Annotated in this window: 23 protein-coding genes and 1 pseudogene; 12 read left to right on the forward strand and 12 right to left on the reverse strand. The window is 73.8% G+C overall.

The annotated features are described in order from the left end of the window. Positions 1–57: 57 nt before the first annotated feature. Positions 58–882 carry a LysR family transcriptional regulator gene (locus tag IE217_RS11165; RefSeq protein ID WP_190177626.1) on the reverse strand — a complete coding sequence of 275 codons (825 nt, stop codon included), beginning with the start codon at positions 880–882 and terminating at the stop codon, positions 58–60. Between the two features lie 138 nt (positions 883–1,020). Between IE217_RS11165 and IE217_RS11170 the strand changes: the two genes are divergently transcribed. Continuing rightward, on the forward strand, positions 1,021–1,911 hold the full coding sequence (locus tag IE217_RS11170) for an NAD(P)H-binding protein (protein ID WP_190177627.1): 891 nt from the start codon (positions 1,021–1,023) through the stop codon (positions 1,909–1,911). A gap of 44 nt (positions 1,912–1,955) precedes the next feature. Here the strand turns inward: IE217_RS11170 and IE217_RS11175 are convergent, their stop codons facing one another. Next, the gene (locus IE217_RS11175) at positions 1,956–2,843 is read right to left on the reverse strand and encodes a LysR family transcriptional regulator (protein ID WP_190177628.1); all 888 of its coding nucleotides are present in this window, start codon (positions 2,841–2,843) and stop codon (positions 1,956–1,958) included. A gap of 120 nt (positions 2,844–2,963) precedes the next feature. Between IE217_RS11175 and IE217_RS11180 the strand changes: the two genes are divergently transcribed. From IE217_RS11180 to IE217_RS11200, 5 genes are all read left to right on the forward strand, one after another. Further along, positions 2,964–3,635, forward strand: coding sequence for a succinate dehydrogenase (locus IE217_RS11180; protein ID WP_190177855.1), 672 nt, complete (start codon positions 2,964–2,966; stop codon positions 3,633–3,635). Between the two features lies 1 nt (position 3,636). Continuing rightward, complete coding sequence (locus IE217_RS11185; RefSeq protein WP_190177629.1) at positions 3,637–5,586, forward strand: fumarate reductase/succinate dehydrogenase flavoprotein subunit; 1,950 nt, start codon at positions 3,637–3,639, stop codon at positions 5,584–5,586. Beyond that, the gene (locus IE217_RS11190) at positions 5,583–6,332 is read left to right on the forward strand and encodes a succinate dehydrogenase/fumarate reductase iron-sulfur subunit (RefSeq protein ID WP_190177630.1); all 750 of its coding nucleotides are present in this window, start codon (positions 5,583–5,585) and stop codon (positions 6,330–6,332) included. Before IE217_RS11185 ends, IE217_RS11190 begins: the two co-directional genes overlap by 4 nt. Before the next feature lie 283 nt (positions 6,333–6,615). After that, positions 6,616–7,404 (forward strand): GNAT family N-acetyltransferase, encoded by a 789-nt coding sequence (locus IE217_RS11195; RefSeq protein WP_190177631.1) that lies wholly within the window; start codon positions 6,616–6,618, stop codon positions 7,402–7,404. Continuing rightward, positions 7,401–8,240, forward strand: coding sequence for a lysophospholipid acyltransferase family protein (locus IE217_RS11200; RefSeq protein ID WP_190177632.1), 840 nt, complete (start codon positions 7,401–7,403; stop codon positions 8,238–8,240). The genes IE217_RS11195 and IE217_RS11200 overlap by 4 nt, the downstream gene beginning before the upstream one ends. On the opposite strand, the gene IE217_RS11205 is transcribed toward IE217_RS11200, so the two are convergent. The 4 genes from IE217_RS11205 to IE217_RS11220 are packed head-to-tail and all read right to left on the reverse strand — an operon-like array spanning position 8,219 to position 12,422. After that, positions 8,219–8,752, reverse strand: a complete 534-nt coding sequence (locus tag IE217_RS11205; protein ID WP_190177633.1) for a GNAT family N-acetyltransferase — start codon at positions 8,750–8,752, stop codon at positions 8,219–8,221. The two genes, IE217_RS11200 and IE217_RS11205, sit on opposite strands and share 22 nt — an antisense overlap. Beyond that, positions 8,749–11,106, reverse strand: a complete 2,358-nt coding sequence (locus IE217_RS11210; RefSeq protein ID WP_190177634.1) for an ATP-binding cassette domain-containing protein — start codon at positions 11,104–11,106, stop codon at positions 8,749–8,751. The genes IE217_RS11205 and IE217_RS11210 overlap by 4 nt, the downstream gene beginning before the upstream one ends. A 40-nt stretch (positions 11,107–11,146) precedes the next feature. Continuing rightward, on the reverse strand, positions 11,147–12,145 hold the full coding sequence (locus IE217_RS11215; protein ID WP_190177635.1) for an MsnO8 family LLM class oxidoreductase: 999 nt from the start codon (positions 12,143–12,145) through the stop codon (positions 11,147–11,149). A gap of 43 nt (positions 12,146–12,188) precedes the next feature. Continuing rightward, positions 12,189–12,422 (reverse strand): hypothetical protein, encoded by a 234-nt coding sequence (locus IE217_RS11220; protein ID WP_190177636.1) that lies wholly within the window; start codon positions 12,420–12,422, stop codon positions 12,189–12,191. A 72-nt stretch (positions 12,423–12,494) separates the two neighbouring features. Here IE217_RS11220 and IE217_RS11225 point away from each other — a divergent pair. Further along, positions 12,495–13,061, forward strand: a pseudogene (locus IE217_RS11225) (LNS2 domain-containing protein). Between the two features lie 15 nt (positions 13,062–13,076). Here IE217_RS11225 and IE217_RS11230 read toward each other — a convergent pair. Then, a complete protein-coding gene (locus IE217_RS11230) occupies positions 13,077–13,292 on the reverse strand; it encodes a dodecin (RefSeq protein WP_189704560.1) in 216 nt (71 codons plus the stop codon). Here IE217_RS11230 and IE217_RS11235 point away from each other — a divergent pair. Together IE217_RS11235 and IE217_RS11240 are read left to right on the forward strand one after the other, a co-directional pair. Next, complete coding sequence (locus IE217_RS11235; protein WP_190177637.1) at positions 13,291–13,446, forward strand: hypothetical protein; 156 nt, start codon at positions 13,291–13,293, stop codon at positions 13,444–13,446. The two genes, IE217_RS11230 and IE217_RS11235, sit on opposite strands and share 2 nt — an antisense overlap. Before the next feature lie 104 nt (positions 13,447–13,550). After that, on the forward strand, positions 13,551–14,810 hold the full coding sequence (locus IE217_RS11240; protein WP_190177638.1) for an extracellular solute-binding protein: 1,260 nt from the start codon (positions 13,551–13,553) through the stop codon (positions 14,808–14,810). Positions 14,811–14,853: 43 nt separating this feature from the next. On the opposite strand, the gene egtD is transcribed toward IE217_RS11240, so the two are convergent. The 4 genes from egtD to egtA are packed head-to-tail and all read right to left on the reverse strand — an operon-like array spanning position 14,854 to position 19,305. Continuing rightward, positions 14,854–15,816, reverse strand: a complete 963-nt coding sequence (gene egtD, locus IE217_RS11245; RefSeq protein WP_190177639.1) for an L-histidine N(alpha)-methyltransferase — start codon at positions 15,814–15,816, stop codon at positions 14,854–14,856. After that, positions 15,813–16,604: an ergothioneine biosynthesis protein EgtC gene (gene egtC / locus IE217_RS11250; RefSeq protein WP_190177640.1), complete on the reverse strand. Its 792-nt coding sequence runs from the start codon at positions 16,602–16,604 to the stop codon at positions 15,813–15,815. Before egtC ends, egtD begins: the two co-directional genes overlap by 4 nt. Beyond that, positions 16,604–17,971 (reverse strand): ergothioneine biosynthesis protein EgtB, encoded by a 1,368-nt coding sequence (gene egtB, locus IE217_RS11255; RefSeq protein ID WP_190177641.1) that lies wholly within the window; start codon positions 17,969–17,971, stop codon positions 16,604–16,606. Before egtB ends, egtC begins: the two co-directional genes overlap by 1 nt. Next, complete coding sequence (gene egtA, locus IE217_RS11260; protein ID WP_190177642.1) at positions 17,968–19,305, reverse strand: ergothioneine biosynthesis glutamate--cysteine ligase EgtA; 1,338 nt, start codon at positions 19,303–19,305, stop codon at positions 17,968–17,970. Before egtA ends, egtB begins: the two co-directional genes overlap by 4 nt. A 318-nt stretch (positions 19,306–19,623) precedes the next feature. On the opposite strand from egtA, the gene IE217_RS11265 reads away from it, so the two are divergent. After that, positions 19,624–20,436, forward strand: coding sequence for a TIGR02452 family protein (locus IE217_RS11265; RefSeq protein ID WP_190177643.1), 813 nt, complete (start codon positions 19,624–19,626; stop codon positions 20,434–20,436). Between the two features lie 129 nt (positions 20,437–20,565). Here the strand turns inward: IE217_RS11265 and IE217_RS11270 are convergent, their stop codons facing one another. Further along, positions 20,566–21,012, reverse strand: a complete 447-nt coding sequence (locus tag IE217_RS11270; RefSeq protein WP_190177644.1) for a type II toxin-antitoxin system PemK/MazF family toxin — start codon at positions 21,010–21,012, stop codon at positions 20,566–20,568. Positions 21,013–21,132: 120 nt separating this feature from the next. Here IE217_RS11270 and IE217_RS11275 point away from each other — a divergent pair, with 120 nt between their 5' ends. Further along, positions 21,133–21,816, forward strand: coding sequence for a helix-turn-helix transcriptional regulator (locus IE217_RS11275; RefSeq protein ID WP_190177645.1), 684 nt, complete (start codon positions 21,133–21,135; stop codon positions 21,814–21,816). Positions 21,817–21,954: 138 nt separating this feature from the next. After that, positions 21,955–22,383, forward strand: a complete 429-nt coding sequence (locus IE217_RS11280; protein ID WP_190177646.1) for a hypothetical protein — start codon at positions 21,955–21,957, stop codon at positions 22,381–22,383. Positions 22,384–22,398 lie beyond the last annotated feature (15 nt).

Below are 22,398 nucleotides of genomic sequence, written 5' to 3' on the forward strand. Positions count from 1 at the left end.
GCGGCACCGGGCGCGGTGCCGGTCACGGCCCCGGCCACGGTCCGCGTCCGGGAGGTGTCAGGCCCCGGCCTCGGTCATCGCGGCGCGCACCAGGGCGGCCGTGGCGGTGGACCGGGACTGCTGGGGCCAGGCGATGGCGAGGGTGGCGGGCGGCGCGTCCAGGACCTCCCGGTAGACGACGCCGGGCCGGGGGTAGCGGTCCGCCACGGAGGCGGGCAGTACGGGGACGGTGTCGCCCAGGCCCACGAGCGTGAGCAGCTGGGCGAGGTCGCGTCCCTTGCCGCGGATCCCGTCGACGTAACCGTCGAGTTCGTCCGGGCGCAGGCCGAGGTCGGCGAGGGCCAGGGAGTCCCGGGCGGCGAGCGGGTGGTCCGCAGGGAGTGCAGCGACGCGCGGTTCGGACACCAGCGTCTCGGCGTCCAGGCCGGTGCGGTCGAACGGCTCGTGGACCAGGGCCGCGTCCGCCTCGCCCCGGCGCAGCAGCCGGGGCTGTTCGCGCCAGCCGCACAGGCGGACGGTGACCGGGAGGGCGGCGGGGTCGGCGGCGTACCGCTTCAGCAGGGGTTCCAGCAGTCCGGCGTCGCCGTCGGCCTTCATGGCGAGGATCAGTTTCGTCTCCGAGGCCGCCGCCCGGCGCGCGCGTCGTCCGGCGGCCTCGAGGGCGTCCAGGGCGATCCGGGCCTGGCTGAGCAGCACCTCGCCGGCCGGGGTCAGGGTCACACTGTGCGTGGTCCGCTCGAACAGCGTGACGCCGAGCTCCGTCTCCAGCCGGCGGATCGCGCGGGACAGGGGCGGCGGTGAGATGCCCAGCCGCCCGGCGGCGCGGGCGAAGTTGAGCTCTTCGGCGACGGCGACGAAGTAGCGCAGCGGGCGTGATTCCACGGTGTCCCCCAGCGGCGGTCGGTATTGCTCTCAGGGTAACGAGCGCGAGCGGATCGGACCTTCAGTTCCTCCGGCCCCGGCCGGAGCATCGAGGCACCTGCTCTTGTGTCTTCTCTCCCTCGGACTGGAGTCTGTCTCGTGATCGTCGTGACCACACCCACCGGCCAGATCGGCGGGCAGTTGCTCGACCGCCTCCTCGACACCCCGGACGCGGCGGGCCGCCTCCGGGTGATCGCCCGCGACCCGGCCCGTCTGTCCCGGCGGGCGCGCGGGGAGGCGGAGGTGTTCCAGGGCTCGCACGCCGAGCCAGCGGTCCTCGCCGCGGCGTGCGCGGGCGCCGACCGCGTGTTCTGGCTGGTGCCTCCGTCGCCCGGGGCCGACAGCGTGGAGGGGCACTTCGGCGCCTTCACCGACGCGCTGTGCGAGGTGATCGAGGCGGGGAGCGTGCAAAGGGTGGTCGCCGTCTCCACGCTGGGCCGGGGCGTGGCCAAGGACGCCGGGCAGATCTCGGCGTCGCTGGCCATGGACGACCGCATCTCGGCGACGGGCGTGCACTACCGCGCGCTGTGCCCGCCCTTCCTCATGGAGAACCTGCTCGGGCAGGCCGTTGCGATCCGCGACCTTGGCGAGTTCCAGCTCACCATGACCGCGGACCGGGTCCTGCGCACCTGCTCCACCCGGGACATCGCGGCCACCGCGGCCCGCCTCCTCCTCGACGACTCCTGGACCGGCCAGGACGACGTGCCCACGGTCGGCCCCGACACCCTGACCGCCGAGGGCATGGCCGAGGTCATCTCCGAGGTACTGGGCCGCCCCGTACGGGTCCGCTGGGCCGCCGCCGAGGACTACGCCGCCGCGCTGCGCGCCCGCGGCGCCTCCGAGGCCTGGGCCGGCGGCCTGGCCGACATGACGAGGGCCCTGGAAGCCCAGGACTTCTACGGTCTCGCGGCCCGGCCCACCCCGGCTACGGCCCCCACGGACTTCTGCACCTGGTGCGAGGAGGTCCTGCGCCCGGCCGTCGCCGGCTGACCCGCGGGCCCGCCGCGCGGTCCGGCGGTCCCGGGAGCCGCCCGCTACCGCTCCAGCAGCATCCGCTGGAGTTCGCGGGCCGCCCTCGGCGGTGCCACGTCGCTGCGGTGGGCCAGGGCGATGGTGCGGTGCAGGCCCGGGCGGGCCAGCGGGGTGACGCGCAGCCCCCGGCCGGAGCGGGTGGCGACCATGCGGGGGACGACGGCGACGCCGAGCCCCGCCCGGACGAAGCCCAGCACCGCGTCCATCTCGCCGCCCTCGACCGCGAGGTCGGGTTCGAAGCCCTCGGCGCGGCACGCGGCCACGGTGAGTTCCCGCAGGTCGTAGCCGTGCCGGAACATCACCAGGCGCTCGCCCTCCAGATCCGCGACGCGGACCGTGCGCCGGCCCGGTCCGCCCGGCGCCGGCGCCTCCGGCGAGGAAACCACCACCAGGTCCTCGCGCAGCAGCTCGACCGTGGTCAGGGCGGGCGAGGGGCTGGGCAGCGGTAGTACGACCAGGGCCAGGTCGAGGGCGCCGCGGGCCAGCTCCCGTACGAGATCGTGCGAGCCGCCCTCCTCGATCAGCAGCCGGATGCCCGGATAGCGGTCGTGGAAGGCGCGCAGCACGTCGGGCAGCAGACCGGTGCACACGCTCGGGGTGGCGCCCAGCCGCACCCGCCCCCGCCGCAGCTGCACCAGCTCCTGCACCTCGTGCCGCGCGGTGTCCGCGTCGGCGAGGATGCGCCGGGCCAGCGGCAGCAGCGCCTCGCCCGCCGCGGTGAGCGTGATGTTGCCCCGCGCCCGCAGGAACAGATCAGCGCCCAGCTCCCGCTCCAGCGCCTTGATCTGCTGGGACAGCGACGGCTGGGCGACATGGACCATGTCCGCGGCCCGGGTGAAGTGCCGCGTCTCGGCGACGGCCACGAAGTACTGGAGTTGCTGGAACTGCACCCCATCAGCATAGCTGCTCACTATCGAAACCAGCCGGATGATGTCTTGGACCGATGGGGACCTTCGGTCCTAGCGTTCATTCCCATGGCACTGGCAACGCGGACGGACCGACGGCCGTCCATGGCGCGCACCGTGTGGGACTCGACCGTCGGCAAGAAGACCGTGATGGCGGTCAGTGGCCTGATCATGCTGCTGTACCTGGTCGCCCACATGATCGGAAACCTGAAGATCTACTTCGGGGCCGGCGAGTTCAACCACTACGCGCACTGGCTGCGCACCGTGGGCGAACCGTTCATGCACTACGAGTGGACGCTCTGGCTCATCCGCGTCGTCCTCGTGGTGGCCGTTGTCGCCCACGCCGTCTGCGCCTACCAGCTCAGCCGCCGCGACCTCAAGGCCCGCCCCACCAAGTACGTGCACACCCGCCCCCGCGCGAGCTACGCCACCCGCACCATGCGCTGGGGCGGCGTCATCCTCGGCCTCTTCATCGTCTGGCACGTCCTGGACCTGACCACCGGCACCGTGCACTCCGGCGGCTTCCAGGAGGGCCACCCGTACCAGAACGTCGTGGACACCTTCTCCACCTGGTACGGCGACGTGATCTACATCGTCGCCATGCTCGCGCTCGGCCTGCACATCCGCCACGGCTTCTGGAGCGCCGCCCAGACCCTCGGCGCCGGCAGCCGCACCCGCGACCGCGCTCTGAAGACCGTCGCCAACGTTCTCGCAACTCTGCTCACGGCCGGCTTCATCGCCGTGCCCGTGGGCGTGATGACCGGAGTGGTGAGCTGACATGACCTCCTACGCCGACTACACGACCGGCGAGCCGGTCGCCGACACCAAGGCCCCCGCCGGCCCGATCAACGAGCGCTGGGACAAGCGCCGTTTCGAGGCCAAGCTGGTCAACCCCGCCAACCGGCGCAAGCAGACCGTCATCGTCGTCGGCACCGGCCTCGCGGGCGGCTCCGCGGGCGCCACCCTCGCCGAACAGGGCTACCGCGTCGTCCAGTTCTGCTACCAGGACTCCCCGCGCCGCGCCCACTCCATCGCCGCGCAAGGCGGCATCAACGCGGCCAAGAACTACCGCAACGACGGCGACTCCGTCCACCGCCTGTTCTACGACACCGTCAAGGGCGGCGACTTCCGCTCCCGCGAGTCCAACGTCCACCGCCTCGCGCAGATCTCGGTGGAGATCATCGACCAGTGCGTCGCCCAGGGCGTGCCCTTCGCCCGGGAGTACGGCGGCCTGCTCGACACCCGCTCCTTCGGCGGCGTCCAGGTCTCCCGCACCTTCTACGCCCGCGGCCAGACGGGCCAGCAGCTCCTCCTCGGCGCCTACCAGGCGCTGTCCCGCCAGATCGCCGCCGGCAACGTCGAGATGCACCCGCGCACCGAGATGCTCGACCTGATCGTCGTCGACGGCCGCGCCCGCGGCATCGTCGCGCGCGACCTGATCACCGGGAAGATCGACACCTACTTCGCCGACGCCGTCGTACTGGCCTCCGGCGGCTACGGCAACGTCTTCTACCTGTCCACCAACGCCATGAACTCCAACGCGACCGCCGTCTGGCGGGCGCACCGGCGCGGCGCCTACTTCGCCAACCCCTGCTTCACGCAGATCCACCCCACCTGCATCCCGCGCACCGGCGACCACCAGTCCAAGCTCACCCTGATGAGCGAGTCGCTGCGCAACGACGGCCGCATCTGGGTGCCCAAGGCCAAGGGCGACACCCGGCCGCCGAACCAGATCCCCGAGGACGAGCGCGACTACTACCTGGAGCGCATCTACCCCTCCTTCGGCAACCTCGTGCCCCGCGACATCGCCTCCCGCGCCGCGAAGAACGTCTGCGACGAGGGCAGGGGAGTGGGCCCCGGCGGCCAGGGCGTCTACCTCGACTTCGCCGACGCCATCAAGCGGATGGGCCGCGGCAAGGTCGAGGAGAGGTACGGCAACCTCTTCGACATGTACGAGCGGATCACCGCCGAGAACCCCTACGAGGTTCCCATGCGGATCTACCCCGCCGTGCACTACACGATGGGCGGCCTGTGGGTCGACTACGACCTCCAGACCACCATCCCGGGCCTGTTCGCGGTCGGCGAGGCCAACTTCTCCGACCACGGCGCCAACCGCCTCGGCGCCTCCGCGCTGATGCAGGGCCTCGCCGACGGCTACTTCGTCCTCCCGGCCACCATCAACGACTACCTGGCCCGCCACCCCCACAAGGACGAGGTCGGCGCGGACCACCCGGTCGTCCAGGAGGTGCTCGCCGAGACCGAGGACCGTCTGAACCTGCTCCTCGCCGTCGACGGCGACCGCACCCCCGACTCCTTCCACCGCGAACTCGGCGAACTGCTGTGGGAGTTCTGCGGCATGGCCCGCACCGACAGCGGGCTGCGCAAGGCGCTCGAGCGCATCCCGCAGATCCGCGAGGAGTTCTGGCGCCGCATCAAGGTCCCCGGCACCGGCGAGGAGTTCAACCAGTCGCTGGAGAAGGCCAACCGCATCGTCGACTACCTCGAGCTCGCCGAGCTCATGTGCCTCGACGCCCTGCACCGCTCCGAGTCCTGCGGCGGCCACTTCCGCGAGGAGTCCCAGACCCCCGACGGCGAGGCCGCCCGCAAGGACGACGAGTTCGGGTACGCGGCCGCCTGGGAGTTCACCGGCACGGGCGAGGCCCCCACCCTGCACAAGGAAGACCTGGTCTTCGAGTACGTCCACCCCACCCAGCGGAGCTACGCATGAAGCTCACCTTGCGCGTCTGGCGGCAGAAGAACGCCGGCGCCGAAGGCACCATGTCCACCTACGAGGTGGACGGCATCTCGCCCGACATGTCCTTCCTGGAGATGCTGGACGTCCTCAACGAACAGCTCATCCTCTCCGGCGAGGACCCCGTCGCCTTCGACCACGACTGCCGCGAGGGCATCTGCGGCGCGTGCAGCCTGGTCATCAACGGCGACGCGCACGGCCCCGAGCGCACCACCACCTGCCAGCTGCACATGCGCTCCTTCAAGGACGGCGACACCATCGACGTCGAGCCGTGGCGGGCGGCGGCCTTCCCGGTGGTCAAGGACCTGGTCGTGGACCGCTCGGCCTTCGACCGGATCATCCAGGCCGGCGGCTACATCACCGCCCCCACCGGCTCCGCGCCCGAGGCCCACGCCACGCCCGTGCCGAAGCCGGACGCCGACTTCGCCTTCGAGCACGCCGAGTGCATCGGGTGCGGCGCGTGTGTGGCCGCCTGCCCCAACGGCGCGGCCATGCTCTTCACCTCCGCCAAGGTCAACCACCTCAACGTCCTCCCGCAGGGCGCGCCCGAGCGCGAGACCCGCGTGCTGGACATGGTGGCCCAGATGGACGAGGAGGGCTTCGGCGGCTGCACCCTGACCGGCGAGTGCGCCACCGCCTGCCCGAAGGGCATCCCGCTGGTGTCGATCACCAGTATGAACAAGGAGTGGCTGCGCGCCACCCGCAGGGCCGCCAAGCGGTAGCCCCCGCGAAGGAGAACGTTCGCCGGCAGGGTGCGGACGGGCGGGACCGGACGTGGTGCTGCCCCGGTCCCGCCAAGCACCCCGAGGCACCATCCCGGGCACGCCAGGCACGCCCAGGGCACCCCCCACGCACGCCTAGGCACCCCGGGCATTCAACAAGCGCACACCGGCCCTCCCGGCGCCGGTCACGCGCCGGTCAGCGGACACCGGAAGAACAGGGGCGGGAGGACGGCACGCCGGCCCTCCCGCCCCGCCGCTTCCGGCCCGTGACCAGGAGAGTGCCATGACCGGCGCCAGCACGCTCACCCGTCCCCCGCAGCCCGCCGCACCCACCCGTTACACCGTCACCCTCGCCCGCGACGAGGCGGACGTACGCGCAGCCCAGCGGCTGCGGTACGAGGTCTTCGCCGGCGAGATGGGCGCCCTGCTGACCAGCCCGCAGCCGGGACACGACATCGACCCCTTCGACTCCTACTGCGACCACCTCCTCGTCCGCGAGACCCTCACCGGACAGGTCGTCGGCACCTACCGGCTCCTCCCGCCCGAACGCGCCGCGATCGCCGGACGCCTGTACTCCGAGGGCGAGTTCGACCTCGGCCCGCTCGACGCGATCCGGCCCTCCCTGGTGGAGGTGGGCCGCTCCTGCGTGCACCCCGACCACCGGGACGGCACGGTCATCGGCCTGATCTGGGCGGGCATGGCCCGCTACATGGTGGAGCGCGGCCACGAGTGGCTCGCCGGCTGCTGCTCCCTGCCGCTGTCCGACGGCGGGACGCTCGCGGCCGCCACCTGGGAGCGGGTGCGCACCGCGAACCTCGCGCCGAAGGAGTACCGGGTACGCCCGCTGCTGCCCTGGACCCCGGCGGGGTCACCGCAGGAGGAGCCCGCACCGCCCGCCCGGGCCCAGCTGCCCGCACTCCTGCGCGGCTACCTCCGCCTGGGCGCCTGGGTGTGCGGCGAGCCCGCCCACGATCCCGACTTCGGCGTCGCCGACCTGTACGTCCTGCTGTCGATGCGCCGGGTCAACCCCCGCTACCTGCGCCACTTCCTCTCCCTCGTGCCGTCCCGGTGAGCGCCTGGCTGCCCGCCGCGCCGTGCACTCCCGCGGCGTGCGTGGAACCGACGGCCCGCGCGGCCTTTGCGCCGCGCGCGGTGGCGCGGCTCACGGCGGTCGCCGTGCTGCTCCTGGCCGGCGTCGTGCTGTCACCGCTGGGCGGGCGCGTACCGGCGGACCTGGTCCGCCGCTGGTGCCGGGCGCTGGTACGGGCCGCCGGGGTCCGCGTCCGCTTCACCGGCTCCGGCGCCCCGCCCACCGGGGGTCTGCTGCTGGTCGCCAACCACGTCTCCTGGCTGGACGTTCCGTTGCTGGCCGCCGTGCGCCCGGCACGGATGCTGGCCAAGACGGAGATACGCGACTGGCCGCTGGCGGGTCCGCTCGCGGCGCGTGGGGCGCTGTTCATCGAGCGCGACCGGCTGCGCGCCCTGCCCGGCACGGTCGCGCGCGTCGCCGACGCCCTGCGCGGGGGCGCCGCGGTCGCCGCCTTCCCCGAGGGCAGCACCTGGTGCGGGCGCGCGGAGGGCCGCTTCCACCGCGCGGTCTTCCAGGCCGCCCTGGACGCGGGCACACCGGTCCAGCCGGTGCGCATCCGCTACCGCAGGATCGGGGAGGGCGCGGGAGAGCCGAGCACGGCGCCGGCCTTCGTCGGGGACGACTCCCTGCTCGCCTCGCTGTGGCGCGTGGCCTCGACCCGCGGCCTGGTGGCCGAGGTGGAGACACGGCCGCTCGTCCCGGCGTCCGCCCACCGCGACCGCCGCACGCTGGCAGCGGCCGCCCAGTGCCGGCCCGGGGACGACAGGACCGGCCGTACCCACGTGCCGCCCCCGGCTCAGGGCGCGGCGGCGGCGTAGCAGTGGACGGTGACCAGTTGCTCCGGGCCCCACCGCTGCCGCACCGTGGTCAGCAGCTGCCAGCCGAGCCGTTCGTACAGGGCCCTGGCCGCCGTGTCCGTGGCCACCACGTCCAGCACCGGGTGCAGGGAGCGGTCCTGGCCCCCTTCGGCGGCCGCCTCCATCAGCAGCGCGCCGATCCCGTGGCCCCGGGCCGAGGGGTCGACGAACAGCCGGCCCACCACGGCGGTCGCCCGCGCGTCCGCTCCGGTACGCGCGCTCCACACCCCGGGCGCCAGGTCCGAGGCGCCGCCCCGGCACAGGGCGACATGGCCCACGACCCGGCCCTCCAGCTCCGCCACCCACGCGCCGAGCAGTGCGGCCGGTGTCAGCCATTCGCCCGGCCGGTCGGGCCAGTTCACGGGGTAGCCGCTGTGCTCGTGCACCCGCGCGAGGACCCGGACGCACTCCGCGAGATCGCCGTCCGCGCGGTGTCGGACGCACGTGATGCCGCCCGTACGCACCCTTTTCATCCCGCACTCCCTCGGCCACCGGCACGGCCCAGCACCCGCGCGAGATACGGGGCGGTCGCGCTGTCCTCCGCCCGTGCCACCGCCTCCGGCGGGCCCGCCGCCACGATGCGGCCGCCCTCGTCACCGCCGCCGGGCCCCAGGTCGATCACCCAGTCCGCCCCGGCCACCACGGACATGTCGTGCTCGACGACGATCACAGTGTGCCCGGCGTCGACCAGGCCGTGCAACTGCCGCATCAGCACCTCGACATCGGCGGGGTGGAGCCCGGTCGTCGGCTCGTCGAGCAGGTAGAGGGTGTGTCCGCGCCGGCCGCGCTGCAACTCGCCGGCCAGCTTGATGCGCTGGGCCTCGCCGCCCGACAGCTCGGTCGCCGGCTGGCCGAGGCGGAGATATCCCAGACCCACGTCGAGAAGGGTACCCAGACTGCGGGCGGCGGCGGGCGTGCCGGCGAAGAACCCGGCCGCGTCCTCCACCGTCAGGTCAAGCACCTGAGCGATGTTCCGCCCCCGGTACGTCACTTGGAGCGTCTCGGGGTTGTAGCGGGCCCCGCCGCAGTCGGGGCAGGGCGCGTACGTGCTGGGCAGGAAGAGCAGTTCCACGCTGACGAACCCCTCGCCCTGGCAGGTCTCGCAGCGCCCTCCGGCCACGTTGAACGAGAACCGCCCGACCCCGTAACCGCGCTCGCGCGCCTCGTCGGTGTCCGCGAACAGCTTCCGCACGACGTCGAACAGCCCGGTGTAGGTGGCCAGGTTGGAGCGCGGGGTGCGCCCGATCGGCTTCTGGTCCACGCGGACGAGCCGTTCCACCCCGGCGGCGTCCTGCGTGATCTCGCCGATGAGTGTGGACTTCCCCGACCCGGACACCCCCGTGACCGCGGTGAACGCGCCCAGCGGGAACTCGGCGGTCACCCCGCGCAGGTTGTGCCGCGTCACCGGCCCGACCTTCAACCGGGCGTGCGGCCGCCGGTCCCGGCGCTCCGGGACAGCCGCCCGCCCGAACAGGAAACGCCCCGTGGCCGACTCCGGCACCCGCTCCAGCCCGTCGACGGGCCCGCTGTGCAGCACCCGCCCGCCGTGCTCCCCGGCCAGCGGACCGACGTCCACCACCCAGTCCGCCGCGCGCACGACGTCGAGGTGGTGCTCCACGACGAACACCGAGTTGCCCGCGGCCTTCAGCCGCTGGAGCACCGTGAGCAGGGCCTCGGTGTCCGCCGGGTGCAGTCCGGCCGAGGGCTCGTCGAGCACGTACACGACTCCGAAGAGCCCGGACCTCAACTGCGTGGCGAGCCGCAGCCGTTGCAGCTCGCCCGCCGAAAGGGTGGGCGCGGCACGGTCGAGGCCGAGGTACCCGAGCCCGAGCTCGACGATGGGCGCGATACGGGACTTGAGGTCGTCGGTGAGCACGCGCGCGGCCTCGGACGTGCCGTGCAGCAGGCCGGCGAGCTCGGTCAGCGGCAGCGCGGCCAGTTCGGCGATGGTGTGCCCCGCGAAGGTGACGGCCAGCGCCTCGGGGCGCAGCCGGCCGCCCCGGCACACCGGACAGGGCTCCGCGACGAGGAACCGCTCCGCCCGGGCCCGCAGGGTCGCGCTCTTGGAGTCGGCGAAGGTCTTCATCACATACCGCCGGGCGCTCATGTACGTGCCCTGGTACGGCCGCTGGATGCGATCGGCGTCCCGCACCGGGTGCACGGTCACCACGGGCTGCTCGTCGGTGAACAGGATCCACTCCCGCTGCTCGGCGGGCAGTTCGCGCCAGGGCCGGTCGACGTCGTACCCGAGGGCGTCGAGGATGTCCCGCAGGTTCTTGCCCTGCCAGGCCCCCGGCCACGCCGCGATCGCCCCCTCCCGGATGGACAGCGAGGGATCGGGCACGAGCGACGCCTCGCTGGTGCGGTGCACCCGCCCGAGCCCGTGGCACTCGGGGCACGCCCCGGCCGCCGTGTTGGGAGAGAAGGCGTCCGAGTCGAGCCGCTCGGCGCCCGGCGGATAGTCCCCGGCCCGCGAGAACAGCATCCGCAGCGAGTTGGACAGGTTCGTCACCGTCCCCACCGACGAGCGCGACGAGGGGACCGACCGGCGCTGCTCCAGCGACACGGCCGGCGGAAGCCCGCTCACCTCCCCGACCTTCGGCGCCCCCACCTGGTGGATCAGCCGCCGCGCGTACGGCGCCACCGACTCGAAGTAGCGGCGCTGGGCCTCCGCGTAGATGGTCCCGAACGCCAGCGAGGACTTGCCCGACCCCGACACCCCGGTGAACACCACCAGCGCGTCGCGCGGGACGTCCACGTCGACGCCTTTGAGGTTGTGCTCCCGGGCACCGCGGACACGGACGTAGGGGTCGTGGGGGATGTGCATGGAAAGATTGTCCCCGATCGCCCTCGCCGGTCCCGGCTCCCTAGGAGGCGAAGATCCGCGCGAGCCGCCGCAGGGAGTCCGTCAGGGCCTCGCGGTCGTACGTGCTCGTGGTGACCAGGACCTCCTGGGCGGCGGTCTCCTTCAGGAGGGTTTCCAGGTCGTGGGCGACCTGGTCCTCGGTGCCCGCGAGGTGACCGGTGAGACCGGACTCGTACAAGCCGCGCTCCTTGGCGGTCATCGCCGCCACCTCGACGCGCTCGGCGGGCGGCAGAGGCGGAAAGGCGCCGTGTGTGCGGGCGTGGGCCATGGACCAGGCCTCCGGGACCAGGAGGCGGTGGGCGTCGGCCGCGGTCGCGGCCACCGCCACGGTGCCGGAGGCGACGACGTACGGCTCGGCGGCCCACGAAGAGGGGCGGAAGTCGGCGCGGTAGCGGTCGATGCCCCGGAGCATCCTCTCGCGGTGACGCAGGTCGCCGATGACCATGGGCAGGCCCAGACGGGCGGCGATCGCGGCGCCCTCGCCCATCGCGAGCACGAACGGCGGCACGCGCAGGCCCTCGGCGGGGCGGGCGTGCGCGCCGGTCGGTGAGCCGCCCTCGAACCAGCCGAGCAGCTCGGAAAGTTGGGCCTCGAAGTCCTCGGCGTCGCCCTTGTCGTGGCCCAGTGCCCGGCGCACGCCGCCGGTGAAGCCGACCGAGCGGCCGAGGCCCATGTCGATCCGGCCGGGGAACAGCGACTCCAGTACCCCGAACTGCTCCGCGACCACCAGCGTCCGGTGGTTGGGCAGCATCACCCCGCCGGTGCCGACGCGGATGGCGGAGGTCGCGGAGGCGACGGCCGCGGCGAGGACCGTGGGCGCGGACCCGGCGACACCGGGCACGCCGTGGTGTTCCGACACCCAGAAGCGGTGGTAGCCGAGCCGTTCGGCCTCCTGGGCCAGCCGCACCGTGTCGCGCAGCGCCTCGGCGTCCGGGTGGCCCTCGCGGGTGCGGGAGCGGTCGAGGACGGAGAAGCGGGTGGCGGCGATCAGGGAACTCACACCGGGTTCAACGCCTGGCCCGCCCCCAGATTCCCGCCGCCGGTCAGGGCGCCGGCTCGTCGGGCTCGGGGCCCCAGTACTCGGGACCGCCGCCGCGCCAGTCGATGAGCGGGGAGACCGAGACCTCCACGGGGTCGACGTCGAGGCCGGCGCGGCGCAGGAACTCGGCGACGTCCGCGACGCTGTAGGCCAGCCCCAGGATCTCGCCATTCACACGGACGCGCCGGCCGCCGGTCGGGGAGGGCGGGTGCACGATGACGGGCAGTGGTCCGGACATGTACCCATCATCACGGGCGGCCCCCGGGCGCGCATCCGGACGGCACTCGGCGGTCTGTCTACGCTGGGCGGTGTGACGGACAGCAGCAGGCGGCCCCTCGCCGTGTTCGACCTGGACAACACCCTCGCCGACACCGCGCACCGGCAGCGGTTCCTGGAGCGCCGGCCCCGGGACTGGGACGCCTTCTTCGCCGCCGCGCTTGGGGCCTGTCCGGGGTTTCCCGTCGTCCGCCCGTAGGGCGTGCGGGGCGCAGGCGGGAACCCCCGGACAGGCCCCAAGGACCCGCCGCTCGCCGAGGGCGTACGGCTGGCCCGGGACAGCGCGCGGGAATGCGAGGTCGTCTACCTCACCGGGCGGCCCGAGCGGTGCCGCCGGGACACGCTGGACTGGCTCGCCGCCCACGGGCTGCCCGAGGGCCGGGTGCACATGCGGCGCGACGACGACCGCAGGCCCGCCCGCCGCACCAAGCTGGAGACCCTGCGCCGGCTCGCCCGCGGCCGGGAGATCAGGATCCTCGTGGACGACGACGAGCTGGTGTGCGCGGACGCCGAACAGGCGGGTTTCCCCGTCCTGCGGGCGCGGTGGGCCGAGCCCTCGGCCGACCTGAAGGACGCGCGGGAGCGCGAGGGCCGGACCTGAGCTTCGGAGGGCGGGTCAGTCCGCGTCCTCGATGCGGAAGCCGACCTTCAGGCCCACCTGGTAGTGCTCGATCCGCCCGTTCTCGATCTGGCCCCTGACCTGGGTCACCTCGAACCAGTCCAGGTTGCGCAGGGTCTGGGAGGCGCGGTCGACGGCGTTGCGGATGGCCTGGTCGACGCCCTCGTGCGAGGTGCCGACGATCTCGGTGACCCGGTAGGTGTGGTCGGTCATGCGGATCTCCTCTGCGTCCGTGGCCGCGGCCGTGTGCGCCGTGACCGTGGCCGTGTCCGTGGCCGTCGGTGACGGATGTGTCACGCGTCACTCCACCGTGCCGTATGCCGTGGCCGAGCGCGAGACGTACGGCCGGCGCCGGTACGCCCCTTGACCGAAGCATTGGTCCATACCAAACTGCTGCCCACCCGGTACGAGCCCCGCTCGTCCCCCCACGTCGGGCCCCTTTGCCCTGTCACGGACAGAACAGGACCCCTCGTGAGACGCAGTTTCGTCGCCCTCGTCCTCGTGTCGGCCTCCCTGGCCGGCGCCTGCGGTGTGCTGCCCGGCGGCTCGGGCGGCCGGCACACCGTCACCGTATGGCTGATGAAGGACAGCGCCTCGCAGGACTTCCTGCGCCGCTTCACCGAGGACTTCGAACGCACCCACGGCGACCTGCGCCTCGACATCCGCATCCAGGAATGGACCGGCATCGGCCCCAAGGTGCAGAAGGCGCTCGGCGCCGGATCCGGCGAGTGCCCCGACGTCATCGAGGTCGGCAACACCCAGGTGGCGCAGTACGTCGAGGGCGGCCGGCTCACCAACCTGACCCTGGAGTCGATGCGGGACTGGGGCATGAAGGACTGGCTGCCGGGCCTGGCCGAGCCGGGGCTGGACAACTCCGCGCAGTACGGCATCCCCTGGTACGCGGCCAACCGGGTGGTCATCTACCGCAAGGACCTGTTCGAGAAGGCGGGCATCGACTCCCCGCCCCGTACCCGCGCCGAGTGGCTCGCCGACACCGAGAAGCTCGACTCCGGCGGTGACCAGGGCATCTACCTGGCCGGACAGGACTGGTACACGCTCTCCGGCTTCATCTGGGACGAGGGCGGCGACCTCGCCCAGCAGACCGACAACATCTGGAAGGGCACCCTCGACACCCCGGCGGCCCTGCGCGGCATGGACTTCTACCGCCGGCTCCAGGCGCTCGGCCGCGGGCCCGCCGGCGCCGACGAGGAACACCCGCCGCAGGCCGGGGTGTTCGCCGCCGGCAAGGTGGCGCAGATCGTCGCCGTGCCGGGACTGGCCCAGGCGATCGTGCAGAAGAACCCCTCCCTGAAGGGCAAGCTGGGCTTCTTCCCGGTGCCGGGCAAGACGGCCGCGCGGCCGGGCGCCGTGTTCACCGGGGGCTCCGACCTCGTCGTGCCCCGCGACACCGACGACCGGGACGCGGCCGTCGCCGTGGTCGCCGCCCTGACCGGCGCCAAGTGGGACACCGAACTGGCCCGCGCCATGAACTACGTCCCCAACAAGACCACCCTCGCCTCCGCGGTCTCGGGCGAGGAGGGGGTCGCGGCCATGGCGGCGGGCGCCGCGCACGGCCGGGCGACCCCCAGCACGCCGCAGTGGGCGGCGGTCGAGGCGGACAACCCGATCAAGCAGTACATGACCAAGGTGCTCACCGGGGGCGACCCGGCGACCGAGGCGCGCCGCGCCTCACGCCGGATCACCCAGGAGCTCTCCCCGAACGTGAAGTGAGAACGGGCGCCGAACCCCGCGCGGAACTCGGCGCCCGGGCGCCTCAGCGCACCACGCTCAGCGACAGCGCGAACCGCTCCTCGCCGTCCGTCCACCAGCGCGCCGGCTCGAGCCCCGCGGCGCGCAGCTCACGGCCGACTCCCTCCTCGCGGAACTTCGCCGAGACCTCCGTGCGCAGGTCCTCGCCCGCCGCGAAGTCGACGGCGAGGTCGAGGGCCGGCACCTTCACGGTCTGCGCGACGCGCGAGCGCAGCCGCATCTCGATCCACTCGTTGCCGGCGTCCCACAGCGCCACGTGGTCGAAGGCGTCCGGGTCGAAGTCGGCGCCCAGTTCACGGTTGACGACCGCGAGGACGTTCTTGTTGAACGCGGCCGTCACCCCGGCCGCGTCGTCGTACGCCCTCACCAGGACGTCCTCGTCCTTGACCAGGTCGGTGCCGAGCAGCAGCGCGTCACCGGGCGAGAGCAGGCCGCGCACCCGCTCAAGGAAGGCGGCGCGCTCGGCGGGCAGCAGGTTGCCGATCGTGCCGCCGAGGAAGGCGAGCAGCCGCGGTCCGGGCGCGTCGGGCAGGGCCAGTGCGCCGGTGAAGTCGGCGATCAGCGCGTGTACGTTCAGGTCCGGCCGTTCGGCGGCCAGGGCCTGTCCGGCCTGGGTGAGCGCGCTGTCGCTGACGTCGACGGGCACGTAGGTGTCCAGGCCGCTCAGCGCGTCGAGCAGGTAGCGGGTCTTCTCCGAGGAGCCGGAGCCCAGTTCGACCAGGGTGCGGGCGGGCAGGGCGGCGGCGATCTCACCGGAGCGGGCGGCGAGGATCTCCCGCTCGGCGCGTGTCGGGTAGTACTCGGGCAGTTCGGTGATCCGCTCGAACAGTTCGCTGCCGTGGGCGTCGTAGAACCACTTGGGCGGAAGCGTCTTCGGGTCGGAGGTCAGGCCGTGCTGGACGTCGGCGCGCAGGGCGGCCGCCATGGCGTCCTCGGGCAGGATGCGGGTGGTGCGGAAGCGACTCACGTACAAGGCTCCTCGGATGGTGCGGACGCCAGGTCCTCGGTCAGGTCCTTGAGCGGGGTGAGCAGGACGTCGGTGCGGCTCGCCGCGAGCAGTGTGCGGTCGGGCACCTCCTGCCACCGCGGATCGTCGTCGTAGGGCTCGGAGGCCACGACCGTGCGGCGGCCGGGCTCGGCCAGGTACCACAGGGTGTCGCCCCAGGCGGTGGCGGTGATGGTCTCGCCGTCGGTGAGCAGCAGGTTGAGGCGGGAGCCGGGGGCGGCCGCGGCCACCTCCGGCACGGTGTCGCCGAGGGCCTGGCCGGCCTCGTCGCCGGCCCGCAGCCGGGCCAGCACCAGCGCCCACACGAGCGCCGAGTCGTTGCGGGCCTCCAGCGACAGCAGGTCCTTCGGCGGCAGGGTCCGCGACAGGGCGGCCAGCGAGCCCGGCCAGCCGGTCACGGCGCCGTTGTGGCTGAACAGCCAGCGGCCCGCGGCGAACGGCGCCGCCGCGGCCTCGGCGTCCGCGCCCGACAGGGTCGCGTCCCGCACCGCGGCCAGCAGCGCGCCGGAGCGCACCACCCGGGCCAGGTCGGCGAAGGACAGGTCGGCCCAGATGGGCCCCGCCCGCCGGTAGCGGGCCGGCACCGGGTCGCCGGGCGCGTACCAGCCGACGCCGAAGCCGTCCGCGTTGACCGTGCCGTACCGCTGGCGCCTGGGCGCCCAGGACTGGCGGTACAGGCCGTGCGGGGGCTCCACCAGCAGCCGGCCGAGCGGCTCCTCGGGTCCCAGGTAGGCGAGGTGACGGCACATCAGGCATCCTCCGCGCGGGCCGGGCGGGCGGTGCGGAAGCCGGAGAAGATCTGCCGCCTGACCGGGTAGTCCCAGTTGCGGAACGTGCCCCGGCAGGCCACCGGGTCCACGGCGAACGAACCGCCGCGCAGCACCTTGTACTCGGGCCCGAAGAACACCTCGGAGTACTCCTTGTACGGGAACGCGGCGAACCCCGGGTACGGCAGGAAGTCGCTGGCCGTCCACTCCCAGACGTCACCGATCAACTGCCGTACGCCGAGCGGCGACTCGCCCGCCGGGTAGCTGCCGGCCGGGGCCGGGCGCAGGTGCCGCTGGCCGAGGTTGGCGTGCTCGGGGCCGGGATCGGTGTCGCCCCAGGGGTAGCGGGTGGAGCGGCCCTGGGCCGGGTCGTGACGGGCGGCCTTCTCCCACTCGGCCTCGGTGGGCAGCCGCCGCCCGGCCCAGCGGGCGTAGGCGTCCGCCTCGTACCAGCTGACATGCAGCACCGGCTCCCCGGGCGGTACGGCCTCGGTGACGCCGAAGCGGCGGCGCAGCCACTGCCCGCCCTCACGGCGCCAGAACAGCGGCGCGGTGATGCCGTGCGCGCGTATGTGCGCCCAGCCGTCCGGGGCCCACCAGCGCGGGTCGTCGTAGCCGCCGTCCTCGACGAACGCGAGGTAGGCGCCGTTGGTCACCGGCGTGGTGTCGATCCAGAACGCCGGCACGTCCCGTACGTGCGCGGGCCGTTCGTTGTCCAGCGCCCACGGCTCGGTGGAGGTGCCCATGGTGAACGGGCCGCCGGGGACGAGGACTTCGGGTGGCCCGGTGAACCGCGGCGCCGGTTCGGGGTCCGGGGCGGTGAGCGCCTGCGGGCCGCGGCGCAGCTGATGGGTGATCAGCATGGTCTCGTCGTGCTGCTGTTCGTGCTGGGCGACCATGCCGAAGGCGAAGCCCGCCTCGGTCAGCCGGGTGCCGTGCGCGCCGGGCTCATCGCGGAAGGCGGCCGACTCCAGCAGGTCGATCACCCGGCCGCGCACCTCCGCCGCGTACTTGCGGGCCTCGTCGGGCGGCAGCAGGGGCAGCGAGGGGCGCTCGGCGCGCGGGTGCTCGAAGGCGTCGTAGAGGCTGTCGATCTCGGGGCGCATCGCCTCGCGGCCGCCGACCGCCCGCAGCAGCCAGAGCTCCTCCTGGTTGCCGATGTGCGCGAGGTCCCAGACCAGCGGGGACATCAGCGGCGAGTGCTGGGCGGTGAGGTCGGGATCCTCGACGCAGCTGGTCAGCAGCGTGGTGCGGTCCCGGGCGGTGGTGAGCGTGCTCAGCACCCGCTCGCGCAGCGTCCGCTGATCCGTCGCCGTGCCGGGCGTGGAGTCGTGTGCGGGGTCGGTCATGTGCGGATGTCCTTCCCGTGGGCTGTGGGGCTCCCCCCGGTCGCGCGGGACCCGGACGGGGAGGGGTCCGGGGCGCGCAGCCGGTCGAGCAGGTCGTCGGCGGGGCACCGGCCCTTGAGGACGTGGCGCTCGCGGAACTCCGCGACGGCGGCCACGACCTCGTCGGTGGCCCCGAGCCGGGGCAGGGCCTCCAGGGCGGCCGCGAAGCAGGTGACGGCGGCCTCGTGCAGTTCGGGGTCGGCCAGTCCGGTCCGGGCCGCCCCGGTCCACAGCGGATTGTGGGGCGCGGGACGCGGCCCGGCCCGCTCGGCCAGCGGCTTCACCGCCCGGTACGCGGTCTCCGCCGCCTCCGGGTCGTCGAACAGCGCCGCCGTCACCGCGGCCGGCACGATCCAGCCGTCGTCGCCGGGCTGCGCGTCGATCATGCGCAGCTCCAGGTGCCCCCGCGGCCTGACCGGCGGGAACAGGGTGGTGAGGTGGTAGTCGAGGTCCGCCTTCGTGGGCGGCCTCGGCAGCCGGGTCCGTATCCACTCCCGGAAGGACAGCCCCTCGGGCACGTCCCACGGCCCGTCGTCGCGCCGTACGCACATCACCGGCGCGTCCAGCGCGTGCCGCGCCCAGGCGGCGCGCGGGTCGCCGTTCAGCGGGGGAGCGCCCGCCCGGCCCGGGCCGATCCGGGTCCACATCAGCTGACGCGTGGAGAGCCAGCCGGTGGGCCGGCCCGACGCCAGCGGGGAGTTGGCGAACGCGGCCACCAGGACCGCGCCCAGCTGGTGCGCCAGCCACCAGCGCCGCCCGTGGCCGAGCGGCCCGGGCTCCTCGTGCCCGGCGTCCAGGCACACCTGGACGGAGGCCGAGGCGCACATCATGTGACGGCCGGCGGGGCCGCCGCGGGCCAGGCACGTCTCCAGCGCGTCGTAGCGCCGCTCGCGCAGGAAGCGGCGGGGCAGGCGCCAGGGGTCGTGGCCGAGTCCGGTGAGACGCAGCCCGTCCCCGGCCAGTACGGCGCGGACGGCGTCGAGGTCGGCGGAGACGGTGCCGATGCACTCCATCAGGGAGGCGGCGGGTGGCGAGCTCAGCTCCAGCTGGCCGCCGGGCTCAACGGTGAGCGCCGACCTCAGGGGCACGGTCCGCAACGCGGCGTAGGCCGCTTCGAGACGTTCGGGTGTGACGGGGAGCCGCGGATCGCGCAGCTCGTGGACGAGCCATTCCACTTCCACGCCGAGGGTGCGGGGCGGCCCGGTCTTGAAGCAGATGCCACTGACCAGGGCCTCGACCTCGGCTTCGGTGACGGCGGTACGGGGCTCCGTACAGCCACTTGCCGAATCGGACATGTCGGGATCCTCCTGAGATTCCACCATGCCACCGGTCCGAAGCTGTGGGCCGGGCCGGCGGCATACCGTCCCACCCAAAACCCTCGGACCGTTTCGCACAAGGGTGCACATCGTGACAATCGTGCCCCCGATCCTCCGTTTCCGCGACGTCTGCCGGCGCACCACGGCCCGCTCGCGGGGTCCCGGCGGCCCGCTCACGGTGTCCCGGCCCCGGAAAACTCCGTTGCACGGCGGGTTCCGCATCGCTGACGATGCGTGCATGAGCACGACGGGGGACGAGTCGCGGCGCGCGCTCGTGGCGCACACGGGGGTGGTGCCATGAGCGCGCGCCTGCGCGGTGTCGCGCAGCAGACGGAACAGATCGTCATGGCGGGCGGCTACCGCGCGTCCGACGGGCGCGAGGTGCCGATAGGGGCGGCCGTCGAGGCCGCCCGGGCGGGCACGCGCATGCACGGGCCGGGCCCGGTGCCGGTGCCCCGGTGGGCTCCGGCCGGGACGCTCGTCGAGGTCACCGGCGAGAGCAGCCTGGAGGCGGCCCGCCGGCTCGGCGGCCGGCCCGCCGTGCTGAACTTCGCCTCGGCCCGCAACCCCGGCGGCGGCTACCTCAACGGCGCGCAGGCCCAGGAGGAGGCCCTGTGCCGCGCCTCCGCGCTCTACACGTGCCTGCTCGGCGCCCGCGAGTTCTACGAGCACCACCGGGCCCACCGTGACCCGTTCTACTCCGACCGGGTCATCCACTCGCCCGCGGTGCCCGTCTTCCGCGACGAGCGCGGCGGACTCCTGGACGAGCCGTACACCGCCGGCTTCCTGACCGCCGCGGCGCCCAACGCCGGGGTGGTCCTGCGCGACGCCCCCGAGCGCGCCGCCGAGCTGCCCGTTGCCCTGGCCTCTCGGGCCGAGCGCGTCCTGGAGACGGCCGCCGCGCACGGCTACCGGCGGCTGGTGCTGGGCGCCTGGGGCTGCGGGGTGTTCCGCAACGACCCGGCGCAGGTGGCGGCCGCCTTCAGGGCCCTGCTCGGGCCCGGCGGACGGTTCGCGGACGCCTTCGAGCGCGTGGTGTTCGGCGTGCTCGACCGCACCCGGGGGAGCGCGGTGCGGGCGGCGTTCGTACGGGCGTTCGGCGACCGGTAGCCGTGGTGGCGCGGTGGCGGTGGCGATGGTGGGGTGACCGATGCCGGTCGCTGGTGGCCGGTGCCGGTGCCGGTGGCGGGGTGGCCGGGGGGTGTGGGGCCGTGCGGCGAGGTGCGCCGGAGAGTCCCGTCAGCTCCAGCCGTAGCGCTCCCGCAGCCGGTGCACCACGGAGTTGAACCGCATCCGGTCCAGCGCGCACGCCTCGCGCCGCATCCCCTCCTCGTGCAGCCGCAGCACGCGGTCCACGTCCACCCAGGAGGCGCGCCCCGACCGGTCCCAGGGCCCGTTGCCGATCGGCACCCACTCGCGGTCGCCGTCGTGCGCCTTGCTGGACAGCCGCACGGCCAGGAGGGTCCCCGCGGCCTCGCGGGCCACCACGAGCACCGGCCGGTCCTTGCCCCGCCCGTCGTTCTCCTCGAAGGGCACCCAGGTCCAGACGATCTCACCGGGGTCGGGGTCGCCGTCGTGGGCCGGCGAGTACTCGGTGCGCACCCGGCCGACCTCGCGGGGGTCGGCCTCGGTGGTCGCGGTGGGGCCGTAGCGGCCGGGAACGTCCTCATCGATGAACGAAGTCACGCACGCACTTTAGAACGTGCCTCACGGCCACCCCGCCTCCCCCTCCGCGCCGGACGGGCGCTACGATTCTCACAGTCAGCATTCGTAAAAAATCGCCGCAGGTGGAAGGGGTGAGCCGACGTGGCCCCCACACAGGAGAGCCCTCGCCGTCGCGAGGTGCTGGCCGTGCTGCGCGCCGCCGACGAGCCGCTGGGCGTCACCGAGACGGCCGGGCGGATCGGCGTGCACCCCAACACCGTGCGGTTCCACCTCGAGGCCCTGGTGGCCGAGGGGCTGGTCGAGCGGCGGATCGAGGAGCCCTCGGGCCCCGGCCGTCCCCGTACCGTCTACGCGCCCCGGCCCGGCATGGACCGCCGCGGGACGCGCAGTTACCGGCTGCTGGCGCAGATCCTGCTCGGTCAGCTCGCGTCCCGGGGCCGAGGGGCACGGGAGGAGGCGGCGGAGGCGGGCCGGGCCTGGGGGCGGTTCCTGGTCGATCCGCTGCCGCCCTACCGCAAGCCGACGGCCGCGCAGTCGGCGGAGCGCCTGGTGGCCCTGCTCGACGACCTCGGCTTCGCCCCCGAACCCGAGGGCGCCGGCGAGACCGAGGTCCCTGCGCGGATCCGGCTGCGCCACTGCCCCTTCCTGGAACTGGCCGAGGAATACGGCGAGTTGGTCTGCCCGGTCCATCTGGGCCTGATGCAGGGCGCGTTGGCCGAACTGGGCGCCCCGCTGACCGCGACCGGCCTGGAGCCGTTCGCCCGGCCCGACTTCTGTCTGGCCCACCTGGCCGGGAGCAACGACCCGGCCGCGACGGCCGGGTGACGCGACCGGACGACTCCCACCGGAACGACTCCCACCGGACGACCTGACCGGACGACTCGGCCGGATGACTCGATCGGACGGCTCGGCCGGATGACGTGAACAGGCCGCGGGTCTCCGCGGCGGAAAGGCAACACTTCGATGAACACCACGTCGGCCGCCACGGCGAGCGCGGTCACCTTCGTCTGGCTCGGGATGGTGCTGGCGATCTCCTTCCTCGAGGCCCCGCTGAAGTTCCGCGCCCCCGGTGTGACCATTCCGATCGGCCTCGGCATCGGCCGCATGGTCTTCCGGGCGCTGAACCTCGTGGAGGCCGCCCTGGCCGCCGTGGTCGTCGTCGCGGTGGCCGTGGGCGGGGCGCCGGCCGCGACCGTGGGCCTGACCGCGGCCGTCGTCGTCCTGCTCCTGGCCCAGCTGGTCTTCGTACGCCCCCGGCTCAACCGCCGCTCCGACCGCGTCCTGGCCGGCGAGGAGGGCCCCCGCTCGCGCGGCCACCTGGTCTACGTGGCCCTGGAGATCGCCAAGGTCGCGGTCCTGATCGCCCTGGGCATCGGCCTGCTGACGGCCTGAACGGCATCCCGGCGC

It is taken from the genome of Streptomyces naganishii JCM 4654 (assembly GCF_014650575.1).
Lineage (GTDB): Bacteria > Actinomycetota > Actinomycetes > Streptomycetales > Streptomycetaceae > Streptomyces > Streptomyces naganishii.